The sequence below is a fragment of the Streptomyces malachitofuscus genome (assembly GCF_055571035.1).
The window spans coordinates 151,047-170,769 of record NZ_JBVIGA010000009.1 but is presented as its reverse complement, the minus strand read 5'-3'; the positions used below and the strand labels follow the sequence as shown (position 1 = coordinate 170,769).

The 19,723-nt window shown below is 72.6% G+C and carries 23 protein-coding genes and 1 riboswitch; of the genes, 10 read left to right on the top strand and 13 right to left on the bottom strand.

Going from position 1 to position 19,723, the window contains the following annotated elements; all coding sequences use genetic code 11:
- Window positions 1–39 precede the first annotated feature (39 nt).
- The 3 genes from ACZ44S_RS15595 to ACZ44S_RS15585 all read right to left on the bottom strand — a co-directional run bounded on the left by ACZ44S_RS15595 (window position 40) and on the right by ACZ44S_RS15585 (window position 3,947).
- Window positions 40–465, bottom strand: a complete 426-nt coding sequence (locus ACZ44S_RS15595) for a GNAT family N-acetyltransferase (RefSeq protein WP_466928922.1) — start codon at window positions 463–465, stop codon at window positions 40–42.
- A gap of 67 nt (window positions 466–532) precedes the next feature.
- Window positions 533–3,100 (bottom strand): FtsX-like permease family protein, encoded by a 2,568-nt coding sequence (locus ACZ44S_RS15590; RefSeq protein ID WP_466928919.1) that lies wholly within the window; start codon window positions 3,098–3,100, stop codon window positions 533–535.
- A gap of 4 nt (window positions 3,101–3,104) precedes the next feature.
- On the bottom strand, window positions 3,105–3,947 hold the full coding sequence (locus ACZ44S_RS15585; protein ID WP_466928916.1) for an ABC transporter ATP-binding protein: 843 nt from the start codon (window positions 3,945–3,947) through the stop codon (window positions 3,105–3,107).
- A 198-nt stretch (window positions 3,948–4,145) separates the two neighbouring features.
- Between ACZ44S_RS15585 and ACZ44S_RS15580 the strand changes: the two genes are divergently transcribed.
- Complete coding sequence (locus tag ACZ44S_RS15580) at window positions 4,146–4,394, top strand: toxin-antitoxin system HicB family antitoxin (protein WP_466928913.1); 249 nt, start codon at window positions 4,146–4,148, stop codon at window positions 4,392–4,394.
- A gap of 4 nt (window positions 4,395–4,398) precedes the next feature.
- A complete protein-coding gene (locus ACZ44S_RS15575) occupies window positions 4,399–4,773 on the top strand; it encodes a fic family toxin-antitoxin system, toxin component (protein ID WP_466928910.1) in 375 nt (124 codons plus the stop codon).
- On the opposite strand, the gene ACZ44S_RS15570 is transcribed toward ACZ44S_RS15575, so the two are convergent.
- From ACZ44S_RS15570 to bioB, 4 genes are all read right to left on the bottom strand, one after another.
- Window positions 4,774–5,475, bottom strand: coding sequence for a class I SAM-dependent methyltransferase (locus ACZ44S_RS15570; RefSeq protein ID WP_466928907.1), 702 nt, complete (start codon window positions 5,473–5,475; stop codon window positions 4,774–4,776).
- A gap of 546 nt (window positions 5,476–6,021) precedes the next feature.
- Window positions 6,022–6,738 carry a dethiobiotin synthase gene (bioD, locus tag ACZ44S_RS15565; RefSeq protein WP_466928904.1) on the bottom strand — a complete coding sequence of 239 codons (717 nt, stop codon included), beginning with the start codon at window positions 6,736–6,738 and terminating at the stop codon, window positions 6,022–6,024.
- Between the two features lies 1 nt (window position 6,739).
- Window positions 6,740–8,029: an adenosylmethionine--8-amino-7-oxononanoate transaminase gene (locus ACZ44S_RS15560; protein ID WP_466928901.1), complete on the bottom strand. Its 1,290-nt coding sequence runs from the start codon at window positions 8,027–8,029 to the stop codon at window positions 6,740–6,742.
- Window positions 8,022–9,203: a biotin synthase BioB gene (gene bioB, locus ACZ44S_RS15555; protein WP_466928898.1), complete on the bottom strand. Its 1,182-nt coding sequence runs from the start codon at window positions 9,201–9,203 to the stop codon at window positions 8,022–8,024. Before bioB ends, ACZ44S_RS15560 begins: the two co-directional genes overlap by 8 nt.
- A 147-nt stretch (window positions 9,204–9,350) precedes the next feature.
- On the opposite strand from bioB, the gene ACZ44S_RS15550 reads away from it, so the two are divergent.
- Window positions 9,351–10,478 (top strand): 8-amino-7-oxononanoate synthase, encoded by a 1,128-nt coding sequence (locus ACZ44S_RS15550; protein ID WP_466928895.1) that lies wholly within the window; start codon window positions 9,351–9,353, stop codon window positions 10,476–10,478.
- Window positions 10,479–10,547: 69 nt separating this feature from the next.
- Here ACZ44S_RS15550 and ACZ44S_RS15545 read toward each other — a convergent pair whose 3' ends face one another.
- Window positions 10,548–10,772 carry a DUF397 domain-containing protein gene (locus tag ACZ44S_RS15545; RefSeq protein ID WP_466928892.1) on the bottom strand — a complete coding sequence of 75 codons (225 nt, stop codon included), beginning with the start codon at window positions 10,770–10,772 and terminating at the stop codon, window positions 10,548–10,550.
- A 9-nt stretch (window positions 10,773–10,781) separates the two neighbouring features.
- Window positions 10,782–11,642, bottom strand: a complete 861-nt coding sequence (locus ACZ44S_RS15540; protein ID WP_466928890.1) for a helix-turn-helix domain-containing protein — start codon at window positions 11,640–11,642, stop codon at window positions 10,782–10,784.
- Between the two features lie 212 nt (window positions 11,643–11,854).
- On the opposite strand from ACZ44S_RS15540, the gene ACZ44S_RS15535 reads away from it, so the two are divergent.
- Window positions 11,855–12,322, top strand: a complete 468-nt coding sequence (locus tag ACZ44S_RS15535; RefSeq protein WP_466928888.1) for an ATP-binding protein — start codon at window positions 11,855–11,857, stop codon at window positions 12,320–12,322.
- Between the two features lie 62 nt (window positions 12,323–12,384).
- Here ACZ44S_RS15535 and ACZ44S_RS15530 read toward each other — a convergent pair whose 3' ends face one another.
- The 3 genes from ACZ44S_RS15530 to ACZ44S_RS15520 all read right to left on the bottom strand — a co-directional run bounded on the left by ACZ44S_RS15530 (window position 12,385) and on the right by ACZ44S_RS15520 (window position 14,349).
- A complete protein-coding gene (locus tag ACZ44S_RS15530) occupies window positions 12,385–12,858 on the bottom strand; it encodes a C40 family peptidase (protein WP_190163625.1) in 474 nt (157 codons plus the stop codon).
- Window positions 12,859–12,861: 3 nt separating this feature from the next.
- A riboswitch (cyclic di-AMP (ydaO/yuaA leader) is annotated at window positions 12,862–13,051 on the bottom strand.
- Between the two features lie 346 nt (window positions 13,052–13,397).
- A complete protein-coding gene (locus tag ACZ44S_RS15525; protein ID WP_466928886.1) occupies window positions 13,398–13,706 on the bottom strand; it encodes a hypothetical protein in 309 nt (102 codons plus the stop codon).
- 7 nt (window positions 13,707–13,713) lie between these two features.
- Window positions 13,714–14,349, bottom strand: a complete 636-nt coding sequence (locus ACZ44S_RS15520) for an ATP-dependent Clp protease proteolytic subunit (RefSeq protein ID WP_466928883.1) — start codon at window positions 14,347–14,349, stop codon at window positions 13,714–13,716.
- A 68-nt stretch (window positions 14,350–14,417) separates the two neighbouring features.
- Between ACZ44S_RS15520 and ACZ44S_RS15515 the strand changes: the two genes are divergently transcribed.
- On the top strand, window positions 14,418–14,705 hold the full coding sequence (locus tag ACZ44S_RS15515; protein ID WP_466928881.1) for a type II toxin-antitoxin system Phd/YefM family antitoxin: 288 nt from the start codon (window positions 14,418–14,420) through the stop codon (window positions 14,703–14,705).
- Window positions 14,706–14,808: 103 nt separating this feature from the next.
- Here the strand turns inward: ACZ44S_RS15515 and ACZ44S_RS15510 are convergent, their stop codons facing one another.
- Complete coding sequence (locus ACZ44S_RS15510; RefSeq protein WP_466928878.1) at window positions 14,809–15,801, bottom strand: ABC transporter permease; 993 nt, start codon at window positions 15,799–15,801, stop codon at window positions 14,809–14,811.
- A gap of 104 nt (window positions 15,802–15,905) precedes the next feature.
- On the opposite strand from ACZ44S_RS15510, the gene ACZ44S_RS15505 reads away from it, so the two are divergent.
- From ACZ44S_RS15505 to ACZ44S_RS15485, 5 genes are all read left to right on the top strand, one after another.
- Window positions 15,906–16,535, top strand: a complete 630-nt coding sequence (locus tag ACZ44S_RS15505) for a TetR/AcrR family transcriptional regulator (protein WP_466928876.1) — start codon at window positions 15,906–15,908, stop codon at window positions 16,533–16,535.
- 137 nt (window positions 16,536–16,672) lie between these two features.
- The gene (locus tag ACZ44S_RS15500; protein ID WP_466928874.1) at window positions 16,673–16,975 is read left to right on the top strand and encodes an urease subunit gamma; all 303 of its coding nucleotides are present in this window, start codon (window positions 16,673–16,675) and stop codon (window positions 16,973–16,975) included.
- A gap of 16 nt (window positions 16,976–16,991) precedes the next feature.
- A complete protein-coding gene (locus ACZ44S_RS15495; protein ID WP_466928873.1) occupies window positions 16,992–17,303 on the top strand; it encodes an urease subunit beta in 312 nt (103 codons plus the stop codon).
- Window positions 17,296–19,017 (top strand): urease subunit alpha, encoded by a 1,722-nt coding sequence (locus ACZ44S_RS15490; protein WP_466928871.1) that lies wholly within the window; start codon window positions 17,296–17,298, stop codon window positions 19,015–19,017. The genes ACZ44S_RS15495 and ACZ44S_RS15490 overlap by 8 nt, the downstream gene beginning before the upstream one ends.
- Window positions 19,017–19,691 carry an urease accessory protein UreF gene (locus ACZ44S_RS15485; RefSeq protein ID WP_466928869.1) on the top strand — a complete coding sequence of 225 codons (675 nt, stop codon included), beginning with the start codon at window positions 19,017–19,019 and terminating at the stop codon, window positions 19,689–19,691. The genes ACZ44S_RS15490 and ACZ44S_RS15485 overlap by 1 nt, the downstream gene beginning before the upstream one ends.
- The last annotated feature ends 32 nt before the right edge of the window (window positions 19,692–19,723 follow it).

The following is a 19,723-nucleotide window of genomic DNA, read 5'->3' as shown; positions in this document are numbered from 1 at the left end:
GGGTAAAGGATCGGCAAAGGATGGCCGAGAGGCTGTGGATCAGCCGGTGAGCGGCTTCACCCAGCGCCGCCAGCGCTCCTCCGGCCCGTATCCCGCGGCCGTCCACGCGAAGTGTGCCGTCTCGTTGCGCTGCAGCACCATCGCGTCCGCGCGGCGCCCGCCCAGCCGTACGAACCTCTCCTCCGCGGCGGTCAGCAGCGCGGTCGCGATGCCCCGCCGGCGGCGGTCCGGGTGCACGGCCAGCCGGTACAGATGGCACCGCCAGCCGTCGAAGCCCGCGATCACCGTACCGACGAGCTCTCCGTCGAGCTCCGCCAGAATCAGTGCCTCGGGGTCGCGGGTGACCAGCCGATCCACACCGGTGCGGTCGTCGCTGATGCTCGTGCCTTCGGCGGCCGTCTTCCAGAAGGCCAGCACGGTGTCGAGGTCCTCGGGCCCGGCGGCCCGTACACGTGGTTCGGTCATGCGGCGATCCCAGCACGCCGTACCACGGACGGCCCGGAATTCCACGATCCGGACGACCGGCTGCGGCTCACTCGTGTGCGATGGCCTCCAGCACGTTCATCCGCGAGGCCCGCAGCGCGGGCAGCAGGGCCGCCGCGATGCCCACCACGGCCGCCCCGATCACGACCGCCACGACCGTTCCCCAGGGGATCGCGAGAGCGGTCATGCCCTGGAGGGCCAGGACCTGCTGGATGCACAGGCCCCACACCAGCCCCAGCGCGAGCCCCAGTACCGCGCCGAAGACCGCGATCACCACCGACTCCAGCCGGATCATCCGCCGCAGCTGCCGCCGGGACAGGCCGATCGCCCGCAGCAGACCGATCTCGCGCGTGCGCTCCACCACCGACAGCGCGAGGGTGTTCACCACGCCCAGCACCGCGATGATGATCGCCAGCCCCAGCAGGGCGTAGACGAGGTACAGCAGGACGGCGATCTGGTCGTGCACCAGCTCCTTGTAGTCGGCCTGGTCGCGGGCCTGCACCTGCGGGTACGGCTCGAGCGTCGTGTCCAGCCGCTCGCGCAGGTCGTCCACGCTCGTCCCGTCGGCCCCGTTGACGTACAGCGCGATGTCCTGCCCGCCCGGCACGTACTCCTCGACCGTCGCGATGCCGAAGACCAGACCGCCCTGCATCCCGAAGCCCTCGCCGCCCTCGACATCCGTGAGGGCGGCCACCGTCAGCTCGGTGCTCCTGCCGCCGGGGAACTCGACCGGGATCGTGCTGCCCATGCGGACGTCGTGCTCCTCGGCGAAGCCGGCGTCCATGGCGATGCTGCCGTCCGCCAGGGCGGCCGCCGTGTCGCCGGCCGTGTACGTCACCCGCGCGACGTCGTCCACCCGGTCGTCGTACCCGGCCGCGGTGGTCTCGATCCGTTCGCCGTCCGGCAGCCGTACCGCCACCGGAGCGAACCGCTGGCGCACGACCAGGCCCACGCCCTCGGTGTCCCGCACCCGGTCGGTGATCTCCTGGGAGAACGGCAGGAAGTTGGCGTTCTGGATCACGAAGTCGGCGCCGAGCGTCTTGTCGATCTGCTCGTCGAAGGACCGGGACATCGAGGCGCTGGCCACCGACATCCCGCCCACCAGGGCGAGCCCGACCATCAGCGCGGCGGCCGTGGCGCCGGTGCGGCGCGGATTGCGCAGGGCGTTGCGCTGGCTCATCCGGCCGACCGAGCCGAACAGCGCGGGGAAGGCCGCACCGAGCACCCGGATCACCGGCCGCACCAGCAGCGGACCCGCGATGACGGTCGCGACCAGTGTGAGCACGACTCCGAGTCCCAGCAGCGAGGCCGCGGAGGCGGTCTCGCCGGCCAGCACACAGCCCATCAGCGCGGCGGCGCCGAGCGCCCCCACCACGGACCCCGTCACCGCCCGCGCCCGCAGCGGCCGCCCCACACCGGCCATCTCCGCGTCGGCCAGCGCGGCCATCGGGGACACGCCCGCCGCGCGGCGGGCCGGGAGATACGCGGCGACGAAGGTGACGCCCACGCCGACGGCGTACGCCGTGACCGGCGTGGCCCAGCCGACCACCATCTCCGTGGTCTTCAGATTCATGCCGAAGGCGCCCATGAGCCGGATCAGGCCGAAGGCGAGACCGATGCCGGCCGCCAGACCCAGCGTCGAGCCGACCAGACCGAGCAGCACCGCCTCGGTGAGCACGGACCGGCGCACCTGCCTGCGGTCGGCGCCCAGCGCCCGGAGCAGGCCGAGTTCGCGGGTGCGCTGGGCGATCAGCATCGAGAAGGTGTTGACGATCAGAAAAACACCCACCAGGACGGCGATCCCGGCGAAACCGAGCATGACGTACTTGATCACGTCGAGGAACCCGCCGAGTTCGTCGGCGGCCGTCTTCGCCGTCTCGTCGGCCGTCCGCACCTCGTAGGCGCCGGCGCCCAGTTCGGCGGTGATCCGCTGCTTCAGCTGCTCGTCGGAGACGCCCGGCGCGGCGGTGACCGAGACGGCGGTCGCCCGGTTCGCCGAGCCCAGCAGCTCGGTGGCGGCGACGGCCGGGTCGAGGAAGACGAGCGCCGCGCCCGGGTTGGTCGTCCTGAACGTGGCGATGCCGACGATCTCCACCCGGAAGGTGCCGGGCTGGGCCTGCACCGACAGGGTGTCGCCGATCTCCACGCCCTTGGTGTCGGCGGTGTCCGCGTCCAGGACGGCCTCGCCGGTGCCGCGCGGTGCGCGGCCGGAGGTCAGTTCGACGACGCTGCGCTCGGTGACGTGCCAGTCCACGGCGAGGGTGGGGGCGCCGGTGGTCGGCCCCACCGACTCGTTGTCGCTGTCGACGACCGTGATGTTGTCGACCTCGACGTCCGGGTGCGCCGACTCGACGCCCTCGACGCCGGTCAGCTGCTCGGCCAGGGAGGCCGGGACCGTCGGGACGGCGCCCGTGGGCACCGAGGACTCCAGGTCCTCCCGGGGCGCCACGGTCACATCGGCGGACGTGGAGGCGAACAGCCGGTCGAAGGTGCGGGAGACCGTGTCGGAGAAGATCAGGCTGCCCGCGACGAACGCCACGGACAGCACGACGGCCAGCGCGGACAGCAGCAGCCGCCCCTTGTGCGCGAGGAAGCTCCTGAGCGTCGTCTTCAGCACGGTCTCAGTCCTCGCCGGACGTCGTCAGGTCCGCGTCGCCCCCGCTGCCCCCGCCGCCGTCGTCCGACGGTGCGCGGATCACGTCGAAGCGTTTCATCCGCTCCAACACCGACTCCGCCGTCGGCCGGCGCATCTCGTCCACGATCCGGCCGTCCGCGAGGAACAGCACGAGGTCGGAGTGGGCCGCGGCGCCCGGGTCGTGCGTGACCATCACGACGGTCTGTCCGAGCGAGTCCACGGCCTCGCGCAGAAAGCCGAGCACCTCCAGACCCGCGCGGGAGTCGAGGTTGCCGGTCGGCTCGTCCGCGAAGATCAGCTCCGGCCGGGAGGCCAGCGCACGCGCGCAGGCCACCCGCTGCTGCTGCCCGCCCGACAGCTGAGCGGGCCGGTGCCGCAGCCGGTCGCGCAGGCCCAGCGTGTCGATGACCTCCTCCAGCCACTTCTCGTCCGGCTTCTGGCCCGCGATGTCCATGGGCAGGGTGATGTTCTCCCGCGCGTTGAGGGTCGGGATGAGGTTGAACGACTGGAACATGAACCCGATCCGGTCCCGTCGCAGCCGGGTCAGTTCACGGTCCTTCAGTCCCGTGATCTCGGTGTCTCCCAGCCACACCTGCCCGGCGGACACGGTGTCGAGCCCCGCCAGGCAGTGCATCAGCGTGGACTTGCCCGATCCCGACGGTCCCATGACGGCCGTGAACCGGCCGCGCGCGATGTCCACGTCCACCGAGTCGAGGGCGAGCACGGCCGTCTCGCCCGAGCCGTACGCCTTGGTCAGACCGCGGGCGCGGGCCGCGATCCCGTCGGCCGACGCGAGGCCGGGGGCGTGCTCCGCAGCAGGTGTGGACAAGGCCGCCTCCTCCGAGTGGACGTCCGGTCGTGCCGGTCGCGCCGAGGGTAGTGTGACCCGCCCCACAGTCGGTATCCCCCCAGGGTGCGGGGTCTCCTCCATCCCAGGTCTGGTGCCGGAAACCGATGTAAGGGGCACGTTTCTCGGTCCCCGTGCTCGCACTTGCCGGTGCTAGCGTCGCGGCGCTAGCTTCGAGGTATGGCCAAGACCCAGCTGAACGTACGCGTGGACGAGGGTACTGCCCGCGCGGCGCGGGAGCGTGCCCTGGCGCGGGGGATGAGCGTCAACCGCTACATCGAGGAACTGGTCCGGCAGGACACCGGCGAGGCGGGCCGCGCCTTCGTGGATGCCGCCGCCGACTTCATGAAGCAGTACGAGAGCGTCTTCGCCGAGGAGTTCGACGCGGGACCGCCCGCTCGGGCGACATCGCGCGAAGGCTGTCGCTGAGCCGTTGGACAACCTGCGCATCGACCTCGCGTGGCTGCTCATGCTCGCCGAGCAGCGGACTCCCGGGGACCCCAGGGTCACCGACTGGGGTGCCCTCGTCGCCGCCGTCGCACGCCATGAGGCCGAGATCTTCGACGTCCCCGTCTACGACAGCCCCCACACCCGCGCGGCCGCGCTCCTCCAGCTGCTGATCCACGTCCCCGCGCTGGAACGCTCCAACGCCCTGTTCGCCTCCGCCGTCGCGTACGCCTATCTGGTCGCCAGCGGTCTGAAGGTCGCCACCTCGCCGGAACAGGTGCGCGATCTGGCCCGGCTGGTCAAGAGCGGCGAGGCGACGGTGGACGACATCGCGGCGGAGCTGCGCCGTTGGGGCGAGTGATCAGCTCCCGCCGGTCGCGGCATCGCCCACCGGCCGCCACGCGGTCCCCGTGACACAGTACGAGGCGGGCAGCACCGGCCCCTTCTCCGGGACCATCACCCGCCGGTACGGGCCGAGTTCGAAGCCCGCCTCCCGCAGTGCCCCGACCGGGTCCCGCGCCAGGTGGCAGCCCCCGGCCAGCGGCGGCCACACCGTGCGGTCCAGCGCCCGCTGGGTGAGGCGCATGGCCCGGCCGCCGCCCCGGCCGTGCTCGAAGAACCGCAGCTCGCCGCCCGGCCGCAGCACCCGCTGCGCCTCCGCCAGCGCCCTCGGTACGTCCCGCACACTGCACAGCACCAGCGACAGCACCACGGCGTCGAACGCCTCGCTCTTGACCGGCAGCGCCTCCGCCACACCCGGCGCGACGTCCACCGGCACCTGGGCGCGCAGGGCGGCCTCCACGGCCAGCGTGCGCAGAGCCCGCTCCGGTTCGATGGCGACGACCTCCGAGACGGCGCCCGGGTAATGCGCGAAGTTCAGACCGTTGCCCGCGCCGACCTCGAGCACCCGCCCGGACAGCCCGCCGAGCAGCCTGTCCCGCACGCGCGCCATCCCCGCGCGGGTCTCGGCGGCGACACTGGCCCGGGCGTAGTAGCGGGCGAACACCGGGTGATGTACGGGGTCCCGCGCGACCTGCGCGGAGCGGGCGGATGGCAGCGGCATGAGGACCTCCCCAGGGACGGGCCTACGGCGATTCTCCCCCTGCTCCCGTCCGCCAAATCCCCGCCGCCGCCCGCCCGCGCACCCCACGGATCACGCCGGCCGGCGAGGACTCCGGTCCCACCGGCCGACAGGCTCGCGAAGTCGGCCCCGGCGGCGGTGCCGTGGGTGTGGCGGCCTGGACTTCTCCGCGAGGGCAAGGTGCTGGGCGCTGCGCGGATCGCGTGCGCCGCGCGGGCCTCGGTGTAGGGCTTCGGCGGGAGCGGGTTTCCCGGGTCGGGTCCTCCTGCCGGCCGACGGGATCTGGGTGCGTGGCTCCGGCGGCGGGGCTGGCGTGGAGCTCTCTCGGCGCGGGCAGGGTGCTGGGCGCTGCGCGGATCGCGTGCGCGGCGCGGGCGTTCGGGGGAGCGGGCTTTGCGCGCGGGGTCCTGCGGCGGTCCGCGGGCTTGTGGGAGCGTCGGCGGGGCCTCGGCCGGGGCACCTGCCGAGGCCCCGTGGACCGCGCGCCGCGCGGCCGGCGTGCGAGAGCCGGCCCGGGCCCCGCCGCCGTCAGGGTGTCTCGCGGGTCAGGAACACCTCCGTGTCCCAGGTCCCCTCGAGACGGGGCGCCAGCCAGTGCGGTGCCGACGTCCGGAACCGGGCGGGGGCGAGGGCGCCCGCACCGGCCGGCACGGCACCCAGCAGCGGGGCACCGGCCACGTCCGGCAGGTCCAGCAGATTGCAGCGCGCCGCCAGATCGGGCTCGTCGGGCCAGCTGCCGATCACCACGCCCGTCAGGTCGAGCCCGCGCCCGCGCAGCTCCCGTGCCGTCAGCTCGGTCGCGTTCAGGGTGCCGAGCCCCGCCGGCGCCACCACCAGCACCGGTGCCGACAGCAGCGCCGCCGCGTCCGCCAGCGTCCCGCCCGCCGCGTCGAACCGTACGAGCAGTCCGCCCGCGCCCTCCACCAGCACCAGATCGTGCTCGGTGGCCAGCTTGGCGGCCCGTTCCGCCACCTCGTGCGGATGCACGGGGGTCCGGCCGGCCCGGCGGGCGGCCGTGGCCGGGGCCAACGGATCCGGGAATCGCGCGAGTTCCGCCGTGGTCACCGCACCGGCGAGCCGTGCGACCTCCTCGGCGTCCCCCGGCTCGTCCGGCCGCACACCCGTCTGCGCCGCCTTCAGCACGGCCACCGACCGGCCGGCCGCCAGCGCCGTCGCGGCGACCGCCGCCGTCACCACCGTCTTGCCGACCTCGGTGCCCGTGCCCGTGATCACCATCACCGGCATGTCATCCCTCCTTCGCCGCCGCGCACACCGCGCGGGCGATGCGCGCCACGTCCGCGTCGCCCGTGACATAAGGCGGCATGGTGTAGATCAGGTCGCGGAACGGCCGCAGCCACACCCCTTCACGCACCGCCGCCCGGGTGGCCGCCTCCATGTCGACGGCGTGATCGAGCTGGACGACCCCGATGGCTCCGAGCACCCGTACGTCCCGCACCCCGGGCAGCCCGGCCGCCGGGGCCAGCCCTTCCCGCAGGCCCGTCTCGATCCGCTTGACCTCCGCGAGCCAGTCCTGCCCGAGCAGCAGCCCGATGGAGGCGCAGGCCACGGCGGAGGCCAGCGGATTGGCCATGAAGGTCGGGCCGTGCGCCAGCACGGGCACCTCCCCGCGCGAGATGCCCTCGGCCACCCGCGCGGTGCACAGGGTTGCCGCCATGGTCAGATAGCCGCCGGTCAGCGCCTTGCCCACGCACATCACATCCGGCGCGACCGCCGCGTGCTCCGCCGCGAACAGCGCCCCCGTGCGTCCGAACCCGGTCGCGATCTCGTCGAACACCAGAAGCACGTCGTGCGCGTCGCACGCCTCGCGCAGCACCCGCAGGTACGCGGGGGAGTGGAACCGCATTCCGCCCGCGCCCTGCACCACCGGCTCCACGATCACCGCGGCGAGTTCCCCCGCGTGCCGTTCGACCATCGCGCGCAGATGGTCGGCGTAGGACTCCTCGTACCCGTCCGGCGGGGCGTCGGCGAAGAGCTGGCGCGGCAGCACGCCGGACCACAGCTCGTGCATCCCGCCGTCGGGATCGCACACCGACATCGGCTGCCAGGTGTCACCGTGGTAGCCGCCCCGCCAGGTCAGCAGCCGCCGCTTCTCCGGCCGGCCCAGCGAGCGCCAGTACTGCAGGCACATCTTCACCGCGACCTCGACCGACACCGATCCGGAGTCGGCGAGGAAGACATGCTCCAGACCGTCCGGCGACATGTCGACAAGGAGCTTCGCCAGCCGCACGGCGGGCTCGTGCGTGAGCCCGCCGAACATCACATGGCTCATCCGCTCCAGCTGACCGTGCGCGGCCTCGTTGAGCACCGGGTGGTTGTAGCCGTGGATCGCCGACCACCAGGACGACATGCCGTCGACCAGTTCGCCCGAGCCGTCGGCGAGTCTCAGCCGGACCCCGCTCGCCGACTCCACGACGAGCGGTTCCCGGCGGCCCGGCATGGGCCCGTACGGATGCCAGACGTGCCGCCGGTCGAGCTCCAGCAGTTCGGCGACGGACGCGACGGACGGCTCAGGCATTGGGGGCGAGATCCGTTCCGGCACCCCGGCGGCGCACGGCGACCAGATCGGGACGCGGCTCCTCGGCCGCGCCCCCGCGCGCATCAGCGCCCGCGCCGGACGCACCACACGCCCCGCCGCCTTCGTGGGACCCGCAGCCGCGGCTCTCGTGCGACCCGCAGCCGCCGCCCGCCCGGTGCTCGGGCAGCGTCACCCGGTCGGTGCCCTCCACCTCGAACCCTGCGTCCGCGATCATCTCCAGGTCCGCCTTGCCGGCCTGGCCCTCGCTGGTGAGGTAGTCGCCGAGGAAGATCGAGTTGGCAAGGTGCAGCGCGAGCGGCTGCATCGTGCGCAGATGGACCTCGCGGCCGCCGGCGATCCGCACCTCGACGTCCGGGCAGACGAACCGCACCATCGCCAGGATCCTGAGGCACCGCTGCGGCGTCAGGTTCCACTCCTTGGCGAGCGGCGTGCCCTCGAACGGGATCAGGAAGTTGACCGGCACCGAGTCCGGGTCCAGCTCGCGCAGCGCGAAGACCACGTCGACCAGGTCCTCGTCGGACTCGCCCATGCCGGCGATCAGTCCGGAGCAGGCGGAGAGCCCGGCCGCGTGCGCCTTGTGGACCGTGTCCACCCGGTCGGCGTACGTGTGCGTGGTCGTGATGTCCCCGTACGTCGACTCCGACGTGTTGAGGTTGTGGTTGTAGGCGTCGGCGCCCGCCTCGCGCAGCCGCTCGGCCTGGCCGTCGGAGAGCAGCCCCAGGCAGGCGCACACCTCCACGCCCTCGTTCTGCTCCTTGATCGCCTTGATGGTGTCGGAGACCCGGTCCACGTCACGGTCGGTCGGACCCCGGCCGCTGGCCACCAGGCACACCCGCTTGGCACCGCCCGCGAGGCCGGCGGCGGCCGCCTCGGACGCCTGGTCCGGTTTGAGCCAGGTGTACTTCAGGATTTCGGCCTTGGAGCCGAGCCGCTGGGAACAGTACGAGCAGTCCTCCGGACACAAGCCGGACTTGAGGTTGACGAGATAGTTCAGTTTTACGCGCCGGCCGAACCAGTGCCGGCGCACCTTCCCGGCCGCGGCCACCACATCGAGCAGGTCGTCGTCGGACGTCGCGAGGACGGCCAGTGCTTCCGCGCGGGTCGGCGTCTCGCGCCGAAGCCCCTTGTCCACCAGCGTGTTCAGCAGGTCCATGAGAGCCGATCCTGTCCTACCCGACCCGCTCGGGCCAAGGAGAGTTCGTACAACAGAGGTGCTTGACGGTGTGGGTATTGCCACACAGTGGCCCGTCCGGCCTCCCGCTAGTGTCTGTTCACTGCCTACAAAATCCCCGGAGGAGCCATGGCGTTCGGCTGGATCGACGAGCAGGCGGAACTGCGCCGCCGGGCAGGACTCGTCCGCACCCTGCGTCCCCGTGCCGCCGACACGCCGCTGCTCGACCTGGCGAGCAACGACTACCTCGGACTGGCCCGGCACCCAGAGGTCACCGAGGGCGCAGCGCGCGCCGCGCGGACCTGGGGCGGCGGATCCACCGGCTCCCGGCTCGTCACCGGCACCACGGAACTCCACGCGGAACTGGAGGCGGAGCTGGCCGGTTTCTGCGGCTTCGAGGCCGCTCTCGTGTTCTCCTCCGGCTACGCGGCCAATCTCGCGGCCGTCACGGCGCTCGCCCCCCACGGCTCCCTCATCGTCTCCGACGCGGGCAACCACGCCTCCCTGATCGACGGCTGCCGGCTGGCCCGCGGTACGACACAGGTCGCGGGGCACTCCGACCCCGACGCCGTGCGCAAGGCGCTGGACGGGCACGACGGGCCCGCCGTGGCGGTGTCCGACACGGTCTTCTCGGTGGACGGCGACGCGGCCCCGCTGGCGGGACTGGCGGCGGCGTGCCGGGAGTACGGCGCGGGCCTGGTGCTGGACGACGCCCACGGCCTCGGCGTTCTCGGCGACGGCGGACGCGGTGCCCCGCACGCGGCGGGCCTCGCGGGAGCAGACGACGTCGTGGTGACGGTGACGCTCTCCAAGTCGCTCGGCAGCCAGGGCGGAGCGGTGCTCGGTCCGGCCCGGGTGATCGGGCATCTGGTCAACGCGGCACGGACGTTCATCTTCGACACGGGTCTCGCCCCGGCGGCGGCGGGTGCGGCCCTGGCGGCGCTCCGACTGCTGCGCCGCGAACCCGCTCGGGCCGCGCGGGCGGGCGCGGTCGCGCGCGAACTGCACGACCGGCTGACGGCCGCCGGACTGGAAGCGGTGCGTCCGGACGCCGCGGTCGTCTCCGTGCGCGCCCCTTCCCCGGAGCAGGCCGTGCGATGGGCGGCCGACTGCCGGGCGGCCGGCCTGTCCGTGGGCTGCTTCCGTCCTCCTTCCGTGCCCGACGGCATCTCACGGCTCAGACTGACCGCCCGCGCGGACCTGTCCGGGGCAGAGATCGAACGCGCTGTACGGGTGATCGGCGAAACGCGGCCATGAGTCGGCGTGGCACGGCCGTGCGTCGCGCGATGACGGTTGACGTATCGGATCGGTGGAAGTGAGCCCCGGTCAGCGGACCGCGGTCACGAACGCCGCCCAGCTCTCGGGGGAGAAGAGCAGCGCGGGCCCGTCCGGGGCCTTGGAGTCGCGCACGGCGAGCAGTCCGGCCAGGGGGTCGGGGGCCGGCCGGGCGGTCTCGACGCAGTTGTTGGCACCCGTGCTGTAGCTGCTGCGCAGCCACCGCACATCCTGCAGGGCGAGGCAGGACGGGATGGTCCGAGGCGGTGCGGGCATCGTGCCTCCTTACGCGCCGGCTGCTGCGCCGGCGATGAAATCCAACGAGTCCTCGGGTGAAAGGGCGTGGATCGAAAGGGCGTTGAAGGCCTCCACGTAGACCCGGAGGTCTTCTTTCCGCTCCAGATAGAGGCTACTCGTCAAGTGGTCGAGAACAACCACATCGAGATCAGAAGTGCGCGAAAACGAAAAGATGACGAAAGGGCCGGTGACGCCGATGTGCGCCCCGGCCGTGAACGGCAGGACCTGCAACCGCACTTGGGGCAGCCGGGCAGCCTCGACCAGCCGGTTCAGCTGCCGGCTCATCACTCCGGGGCCGCCGACCTCCCGGCGCAGCACCGCCTCGTCCAGCACCGCGCTCAGCTCCAGGGGCGGCTCCGCGCGGAGAACGTCCTGGCGGGCCAGCCGCACCTCCACCAGGGCGTCCAGCCGCTCCTCCGACGCCCCCTCCAGGGCGGCCTTCGTCACCGCCCGCGCGTACTCCGGGGTCTGCAACAGCCCCGGGATCACCGTGGTCTCGAGGGTGCGCATCGCGCTCGCCTGCGACTCCAGGCTGATGAAGTCCCGGTAGGTGGGCGGCAGTACGCCGCGGTAGGCGTGCCACCAGTGGTGCCGGCCGCCGCCGTCGCCACTGCCCGACAGCACCAGCAGCAACTCCCGCAACTGCGGATCGGCCACGCCGTAGACGTCGAGGAGTAACCGCACATCGGCCGGTTTCACTCCGCTCGTGCCGGTCTCGATCCGGCTCACCTTCGACTGGTGCCACCCCGCCAGCCGCGCCGCCTCGCCGCTGGTGAGTCCCGCCGAGGTGCGCAGCGCGCGCAATTCGGCGCCGAGTTTGCGGCGGCGCACCGCGGGACCGTGCTGCATGGGCTTCTCCTTACTCCTTCCGAGCCGCCCGGATACGGTCTCCCGTCGTAGAGTTCACCGCTTCGAGCGACAGATATATGCATATCTTGGTGGATCGCCGCCCTGTGCCGTGCGGTGATGGCACTCTGGCGACGAAGCACCAGTGCGGGACCGTACTCGAACCAACCGCTCCGTGTCGGACTGCGGTCCCGTGGGAAAGGGACGACGTCGCCATGGCAGACCATCTGGAAGCATCCGTCACTCTGCCGAGCGATCCCGCCTCGGTCTCCGCCGCCCGGGCCCATGTGCTGGGCACACTGGTGGAATGGGGCATGCCGGCGGACACGGAACTGTCCGACACCGTCCGGCTGATCGTCTCCGAACTCGCCACCAACGCGGTGCAGCACACGTTCGGGCAGTCACCCACGTTCACGGTGGACGTCGTTCTGGTCCGCGATGAACGGGTGCACATCGGCGTGACGGACAGTCACCCCCGATTCCCCAAACGGCTGCCCGCAGCGGTGCAGCAGGACAACGGGCGCGGGCTCGTCATCATCCGCTGGCTGACCGCGGAGTGCGGGGGGAGACTCAGAATCCGCCCCACGCGTGAGGGCGGCAAGACCGTCTCGGTCGAACTCCCCTGGACCTGGACCGTCCAGGCCGCCGAAGCGGTCACGGCGGCGGGACAGCAGGAGCCGTAGGACCGCACGGGCCCGGCCCGCGGGGGCGGCGGCACACCTCGGGCGCCGCCACCCCCGCGGGGTCAGCTCACCCGGCCGTACGACACGCTCCGGGTCCAGATCTTCTGCAGACGCACCACGTCCCCGGTCTTCGGGGCGTGCCAGATCTTGCCCTTGCCCGCGTAGATGCCGACGTGGTACACGTAACCGCCCGAGTGGAAGAAGACCAGGTCACCGGCCTTGCGGCTGCCGGCCGAGATGTGACGGGTCGTGTTGTACTGCTGGGCGGCGGTGCGGGGCAGCTTCTTGCCCGCCTTCTTGAACGAGTACAGCGTCAGTCCCGAGCAGTCGAACCGGTGGGGTCCCGCGGCGCCCCACTGGTACGGCGCGCCCTTCTTGGAAGCGGCGACACGCAGCGCCTTGGTGGCGGTGCTCGCGGCAGCCGCCTCCGAGGCGGCTCCGGGAACCACGAGGGACCCGCCCACGGCGGCCAGGGTGAGTGCCGAGGCCGTGCCGGCCCGGGCCATGAGAGACGGGACACGATTGAGCGCAGTCATGCGCAACCCTTCGTCAGCCGCCTGTGAAGGATGACCTGTCGGATTCGGGCTGGCGAAGTGGCCCGGCCGCACGAGTGCGGCTTCACCCCAAGGGCTGCTCGGAACGGACGCTCCGGCGACCCGTCGTGCTTGGGTCCTCCACTCCTGCCGATCCACTCCTGTCGACCGGTCATCCGGGCGGCGGCAGGACTCGGCGTCCGCCCGGATCGCCCCGCCGCGGCGGCGGGGTCTTGTCGTCAGTCAGGGATCTTGGCTCATGGCAGGATCGAAAACACAACGGAACGGGGGGTTTGTGTTGTTACTCACCACTCACCCGTTCGGGTGGACACTGTCGTGTTCGAGCTGCCGTCCAGGGCGCGGGGGAGCCCCGGACCAGCGGTGGAATGTCCCATTCCGGGCTCGGGCCGCTCCCGTTGCGCAACTTGAACCGCCCGAAAACAGGAGGTTCGTCTACGCCGGACGGGGGTACGCCATTTGGTCCGTTTCAACTCCTGGCCGAGCACGCCGCCCCGCGGAGCGCCGTCCGGGAGTCGTGGGCGTCAACTCCCGGACTGCGGCGGCAGCGTGACCCGGGCCGTGCGCCGCTCGCCGTCCAGCACCCGCAGCGCGCGGGCCAGGGTCTCGGAGTGCATCTCGCTCTCGCCGCGCCGGTGCATCAGGGTCAGCGCGTCGCGCAGCGCGACGGCCTTGCCGACCAGCGCCTGGGCGGCGCGCAGTCCGCCGTAGGTGTCACCTCCCAGGGCGGGGTTGACCCGGCCGAGCAGATCGACGACCTCCAGGTAACGGTCGATCAACTCGGCCTCCGCGCGGGTCAGCGCGGGCAGGGGAGGCAGTTCCGGAGGCAGCATCCGCGGCTCACCTCGCGCCGGTGGCCGGGTGGACGCCCCTGCGGTGGGGCACGATCCGGTCCGCCAGGCCGTGGTCGACGGCGCCCTGCGCGTCGAGGACCTTGTCCCGCTCGATGTCGGCCCGGACCTGTTCCTCGGTGCGGCCCGTGTGCCGCACGAGCATCTCTTCCATGCGCGCCCGGATCCGGGTCAACTCCTCGGCCTGGATCGCCAGATCGCTGGTCTGTCCCTCGACCGGCTCCACCAGGGCGGGCTGACGGAGCACCAGACGTGAGCCGGGCAGCACGAACCGTTTGCCCGGGGTGCCGGCCGCGAGCAGCAGCGCGGCGGCTCCCTCGGCCCGGCCCAGGCAGATCGTCTCCACGTCACAGGTGATGTAGCGCAGCGTGTCGTGGATCGCCGACATGGCGTGGAAGGAGCCGCCCGGGGAGTTGATGTACAGCGAGACGTCCCGGTCGGGGGCGTGGTGCTCCAGGTACATGAGCTGGGCCATCACGTCGTTCGCGGAGGTCTCGTCGATCTGTGTCCCGAGGAGGACGATCCGCTCCTCGAGCAGCTTCGCGTAGGGATCCGTCGTCCGTTGCCCGGATGCCGTGCGTTCGGTGAATTCGGGCAGGACGTAGCGGGCGGACGGTCGGGTCATGAGGGCCCCTCCTGTCTGGCGGTCTCTGTAAAAAATGTACAGGACGTACATGACGTTATGATGGACGCATGGCCTACGAGATTCCGGTGACCCAAGCCAGGGCTGAGCTGGCCGACCTGATCAACCGCGTGGTGTACGGCGGTGAACGTGTCGTCGTGACCCGGCACGGCAAGCCCCTGGTCGCCCTCGTATCCGCCGATGACCTGCGACGACTCGAAGAGCTCGAGGAGCACCGGGAGGCCGCGGAGGAGCGTGTGATCAGTACGGTGGCAGGCGTGCGCCAGGTGGCGTCCGCTTCCGGCGAACGGCAGCGGTTCGGCATCGCGGCCGAGCACCGGGGAACCGCCACCTCGTAGCTCTCGCGGGCCCGACGACAGGACCGCGCACCCCCGTCCGCCACAGCGGGGGTGCGCGGTCGCTTCGGTGACGGCCGGGGAGCGGCCGTCGTGGGGCGCGGTCTCAGCCGACGGGGGCCGGCGCCCGCTCGGCGGCGGGCTTCGCGCGCTCCTTCAGCCCGGCGTCGAGGAGTACGGCGCCCAGACCCAGCGCCGCCCACCAGACCAGCGTCAGTGCCGGGCCGGCGGCGGCCGCGCCCTCGAAGAAGGACACCGAGCGCAGCAGCGACACGCCCGCACCCGGCGGCAGCCACTGGCCGAGGGCCCCGGCCGGTTCAGGCAGCATCTCCGGCGCCGAGGCGGCGCCGGAGAACGGGTTGCCGAGCAGCATGATCACCACGGCACCGAGGGTGATGCCGGGCCGCCCGAGCAGCGCGGCCAGTGCGGCCACCGCCGCGCTCATCGCCAGCGCGGCGAGCGCGAACGTCCCGGCCACCGCCCACCAGTTCCCCGGCACGGCCTCCAGCCAGCTCTGGGACAGGCCCGCCGCCACCGCGCCGACCAGGACGGCCGAACCGGTCAGCGCGGCCGCCGCGCGGGGACCGCGCAGCCCCAGCAGCGTGACCGCGGCGCCCGCGCCGATCCCGGCCAGGGCCAGCGGCAGCACGCTGGTGTTGAGCACCGCGCCCCGCGGATCCGCTTCGGCGGCCGGCACCACGTCCTCGGTCGTGACCCGGGCGCCGGAGCCGTCAGCCCGGTGGGCCACGGCCTGCTCCAGCAGCTGGGCAACGGCGGGGCTCGCCGCGGACGCGGTCAGCAGCTTCGGGCCCTGCTCGGTCACGACGACCGCCCCGTACACCTCGCGCTCCTCGACGGCGGCGCGGGCGGCCGTCTCGTCGGTGTAGCGCCGGACGTCGAAGGCGCCCTCGCGCTGTTCCAGCTGCCGCTCCACCGGCGCGGCCGCGGCGGTGGGGCCGGCGACGCCGAGCGGGAGGTCGCGCGGTGCCGTGCGGGCCGCGGGCCAGGCGAAGGCCCAGAGCGCCAGGGCCACCAAGGCGGGGATCAGCAGCACCACGGCGGTGAGGCGGCGGTGCGGCGGCAGTGATGAGGGGGACATGAGGGCTCCCGCTAAAAAGAAGGATCGTTCGTTTTAGGTTCGCCACCACCGTCCCGCCGTCCCCTCTCCTTGTCAAGAAGGAATGTTCGTTTTAGATTGCGTCCATGGCCCGCGTATCCCAGGAACACCTCGACGCCCGCCGCCGGCAGATCCTCGACGGCGCCGCTTCCTGCTTCGCCCGCAACGGCTTCCACGCCACCTCGATGCAGGACGTGCTCAAGGAGGTGGACCTCTCGGCCGGTGCCGTCTACCGGTACTTCGGCGGGAAGGAGGAACTGATCGCCGCGATCGTGACCGAGGTGCTCGACACGGTGCGCGGCATCCTCGAGGAGGCCGCCCGGGAGAGCCCGCCGCCCACCCCCGACGTGCTCATCCCGCGCGCCCTGGCCCGGATGAGGGAGCAGCGGCCGGCGACCCTGGACGGCGGGGAGTGGATGTTCCCGCGACTGATGCTCCAGGTGTGGACGGAGACCACGCGCAACGCCGAGCTGGCGGCCGTGCTGGGCGACGGATACGGGAAGGTCCGCGCCGCCCTGGGGAAGGTGACCGAGAGCTACCAGGACGCCGGCCTGTTGCCCGCCGACGCGGACACCGACGCCGTGGCGCGCACCATGATCGCGGTCGTGCAGGGCTTCGCGGCCCAGATCGCCCTGTTCGGCGGGCTCCCTGAACGGACCATGGGTGACGGGCTGCGGGCCATGATGGCCATAAACTCTCCCGGCCCGCACTCCTGACGCCGGCTCACCGCACGGTTAACGTCCCCGAAACGCCGTCCGGCTAGCCTCCCGGACCACGCCACCGGGAGAGGAGCCCCCGGCGGCCGCGGTCACCGGGCCCCGCACGGCCCGGAACGAGGACTGAGGTGGGCGCCGTGCAACTGACCCCGCACGAGCAGGAGAGGCTGCTGATCCACGTCGCGGCCGATGTGGCGGACAAGCGGCGTGCCCGGGGGCTGCGGCTGAACCACCCCGAGGCGGTCGCCCTCATCACCTCGCACGTCCTGGAGGGTGCCCGGGACGGCCGCACGGTCGCCGAACTCATGGCCTCCGGGCGGCGACTGCTCACCCGGGACGACGTCATGGAGGGCATTCCGGAGATGATCCACGACGTCCAGGTGGAGGCCACCTTCCCGGACGGCACCAAGCTCGTCACCGTCCACGACCCGATCGTCTGAGCGGGGAGCGGCCGCCGTGATTCCCGGAGAGATCCTGTACGCCGAGGACCCGATCGTCTACAACGAGGGCCGGGAGGTCACCCGGCTGACCGTCCTCAACGCCGCCGACCGGCCCGTACAGGTCGGCTCCCACTACCACTTCGCCGAGACCAATCCCGGCCTGGAGTTCGACCGCCCGGCCGCTCACGGCAAGCGGCTGAACATCGCCGCCGGCACGGCGGTACGGTTCGAACCCGGCATCCCCGCCGAGGTGGAGCTGGTGCCGCTCGCCGGAGCCCGCGTCGTGCCCGGCCTGCGGGGACGGACCGGGGGCGCCCTCGATGCCTGAGCTCTCCCGCGCCGCCTACGCCGACCTGTACGGTCCCACCACCGGTGACCGTGTCCGGCTGGCCGACACCGACCTGCTGATCGAGATCGAGGAGGACCGCTCCGGCGGCCCCGGACTCGCCGGGAACGAGGCCGTGTTCGGCGGCGGGAAGGTCATCCGCGAGTCCATGGGGCAGGCCACCGCCACGCGTGCGGACGGCGCCCCGGACACGGTCGTCACCGGTGCCGTCGTCGTCGACCACTGGGGCGTGGTCAAGGCCGACATCGGCATCCGCGACGGCCGTATCACCGGCATCGGCAAGGCGGGCAACCCCGACACCATGGACGGCGTCCATCCGGCCCTGGTCATCGGTCCGGAGACCGAGATCATCGCCGGCAACGGGCGGATCCTGACCGCCGGCGCCGTCGACGCGCACGTCCACTTCATCTGCCCGCAGATCGCCGACGAGGCGCTGGCCTCCGGCGTCACCACCCTGGTCGGCGGCGGCACCGGACCGGCCGAGGGTTCCAAGGCGACCACCGTCACGCCCGGCCCCTGGCACCTGGCGCGGATGCTCGAGGCGATGGAGGCGTACCCGCTCAACATCGGACTGCTCGGCAAGGGCAACACCGTCTCCCGGGAGGCGATGCTCTCCCAGATCAGCGGCGGCGCCGTCGGACTCAAACTGCACGAGGACTGGGGGTCCACCCCGGCCGCCATCGACGCCGCGCTCACCGTCGCCGGGCAGACCGGCGTGCAGGTCGCCATCCACACGGACACCCTCAACGAAGCGGGATTCGTGGGCGACACACTCGCCGCGATCGCCGGGCGAGGCATCCACGCCTACCACACCGAGGGCGCCGGCGGCGGGCACGCCCCGGACATCATGACCGTGGTCTGCGAACCGCACGTCCTGCCCAGCTCCACCAACCCCACCCGGCCGTTCACCGTCAACACCGTCGAGGAGCACCTCGACATGCTGATGGTGTGCCACCACCTCAACCCGGCCGTGCCGGAGGACCTCGCGTTCGCCGAGTCCCGCATCCGGCCGTCGACCATCGGCGCCGAGGACGTGCTGCACGACCTGGGCGCCATCTCGATCATCTCCTCCGACTCCCAGGCGATGGGACGGGTCGGTGAGGTCGTCATGAGGACCTGGCAGACGGCCCACGTGATGAAGCGGCGGCGTGGCGCACTGCCGGGCGACGGCCGCGCCGACAACCACCGTGTGCGTCGCTATGTCGCCAAGTACACGATCAATCCGGCACTCGCCCAGGGCCTGGCCGGGGAGATCGGCTCCGTGGAGAGCGGCAAACTGGCCGACCTCGTGCTCTGGGAACCGGCGTTCTTCGGGGTGAAGCCGCACCTCGTCATCAAGGGCGGACAGATCGCCTACGCGCAGATGGGCGACGCCAACGCCTCCATCCCGACCCCGCAGCCGGTCCTGCCGCGCCCGATGTACGGGGCGGTCGGGCGCGCGCCCGCCGCCAACTCGGTCAACTTCGTGGCGGAGGCGGCAGTCGAGGCAGGCCTGCCCGGACGGCTGGGGCTGGGAAAACGCTTCGTGGCCATCGATTCCACCCGCAGGGTGACCAAGGCGCACATGAGGGAGAACGACGCCATGCCGCACGTGCGCATCGACCCGGACAGCTTCGCCGTGCACATCGACGGGGAGCTGGTCGAGGCGGCCCCGGCGGCCGAGCTGCCCATGGCTCAGCGTTACTTCCTCTTCTGATGTCCCGGGCAGCACTGCTCGTCCTGGCCGACGGCCGGTTCCCCGCCGGAGGACATGCGCACTCCGGCGGAGCGGAGGCGGCGGTCCACGCGGGACGGGTCACGGGGGCCGCGAGCCTGGAGGACTTCTGCCGGGGGCGGCTGCACACCACGGGGCTCGTGGCGGCGGCGGTCGCGGCGGCCGCGGCACTGGGCGCCGACCCGGGAGAACTGGACGCGGCGGCCGACGCCCGCACCCCCTCGCCCGCGCTGCGGAGAGCCGCGCGCAGGCTGGGACGGCAACTGCTGAGGGCGGCGCGGGTGGCCTGGCCGTCCGCCGAACTCGACGCGCTCGCCGGGCGGTTCCCCAAGGGCGCGCACCAACCGGTGGTCCTGGGGGTCGCCGCGCGGGCCGCGGGGCTGGGACCCGCGGACGCGGCGTACTGCGCGGCGTACGAGAGCGTCAGCGGGCCGGTTTCGGCGACGGTGCGGCTGCTGGGGCTCGATCCCTTCGAGGCGACGGCGGTGTCGGCGCGGCTGGCGCCGGAGGTGGACGCGGTGGTGCCGCGCGCGGTCGGGGCGGCGCGGAGGGTGGCCGGCGAGGGGCCCGACGCGTTGCCCGCGGCGTCCGCACCCCTGCTGGAGACCGGAGCGGAGGCACACGCGGGGTGGGCCGTGCGGTTGTTCGCCACGTGAATGCCGGGGGCGCCCCGCCGCCCGTCCCGACC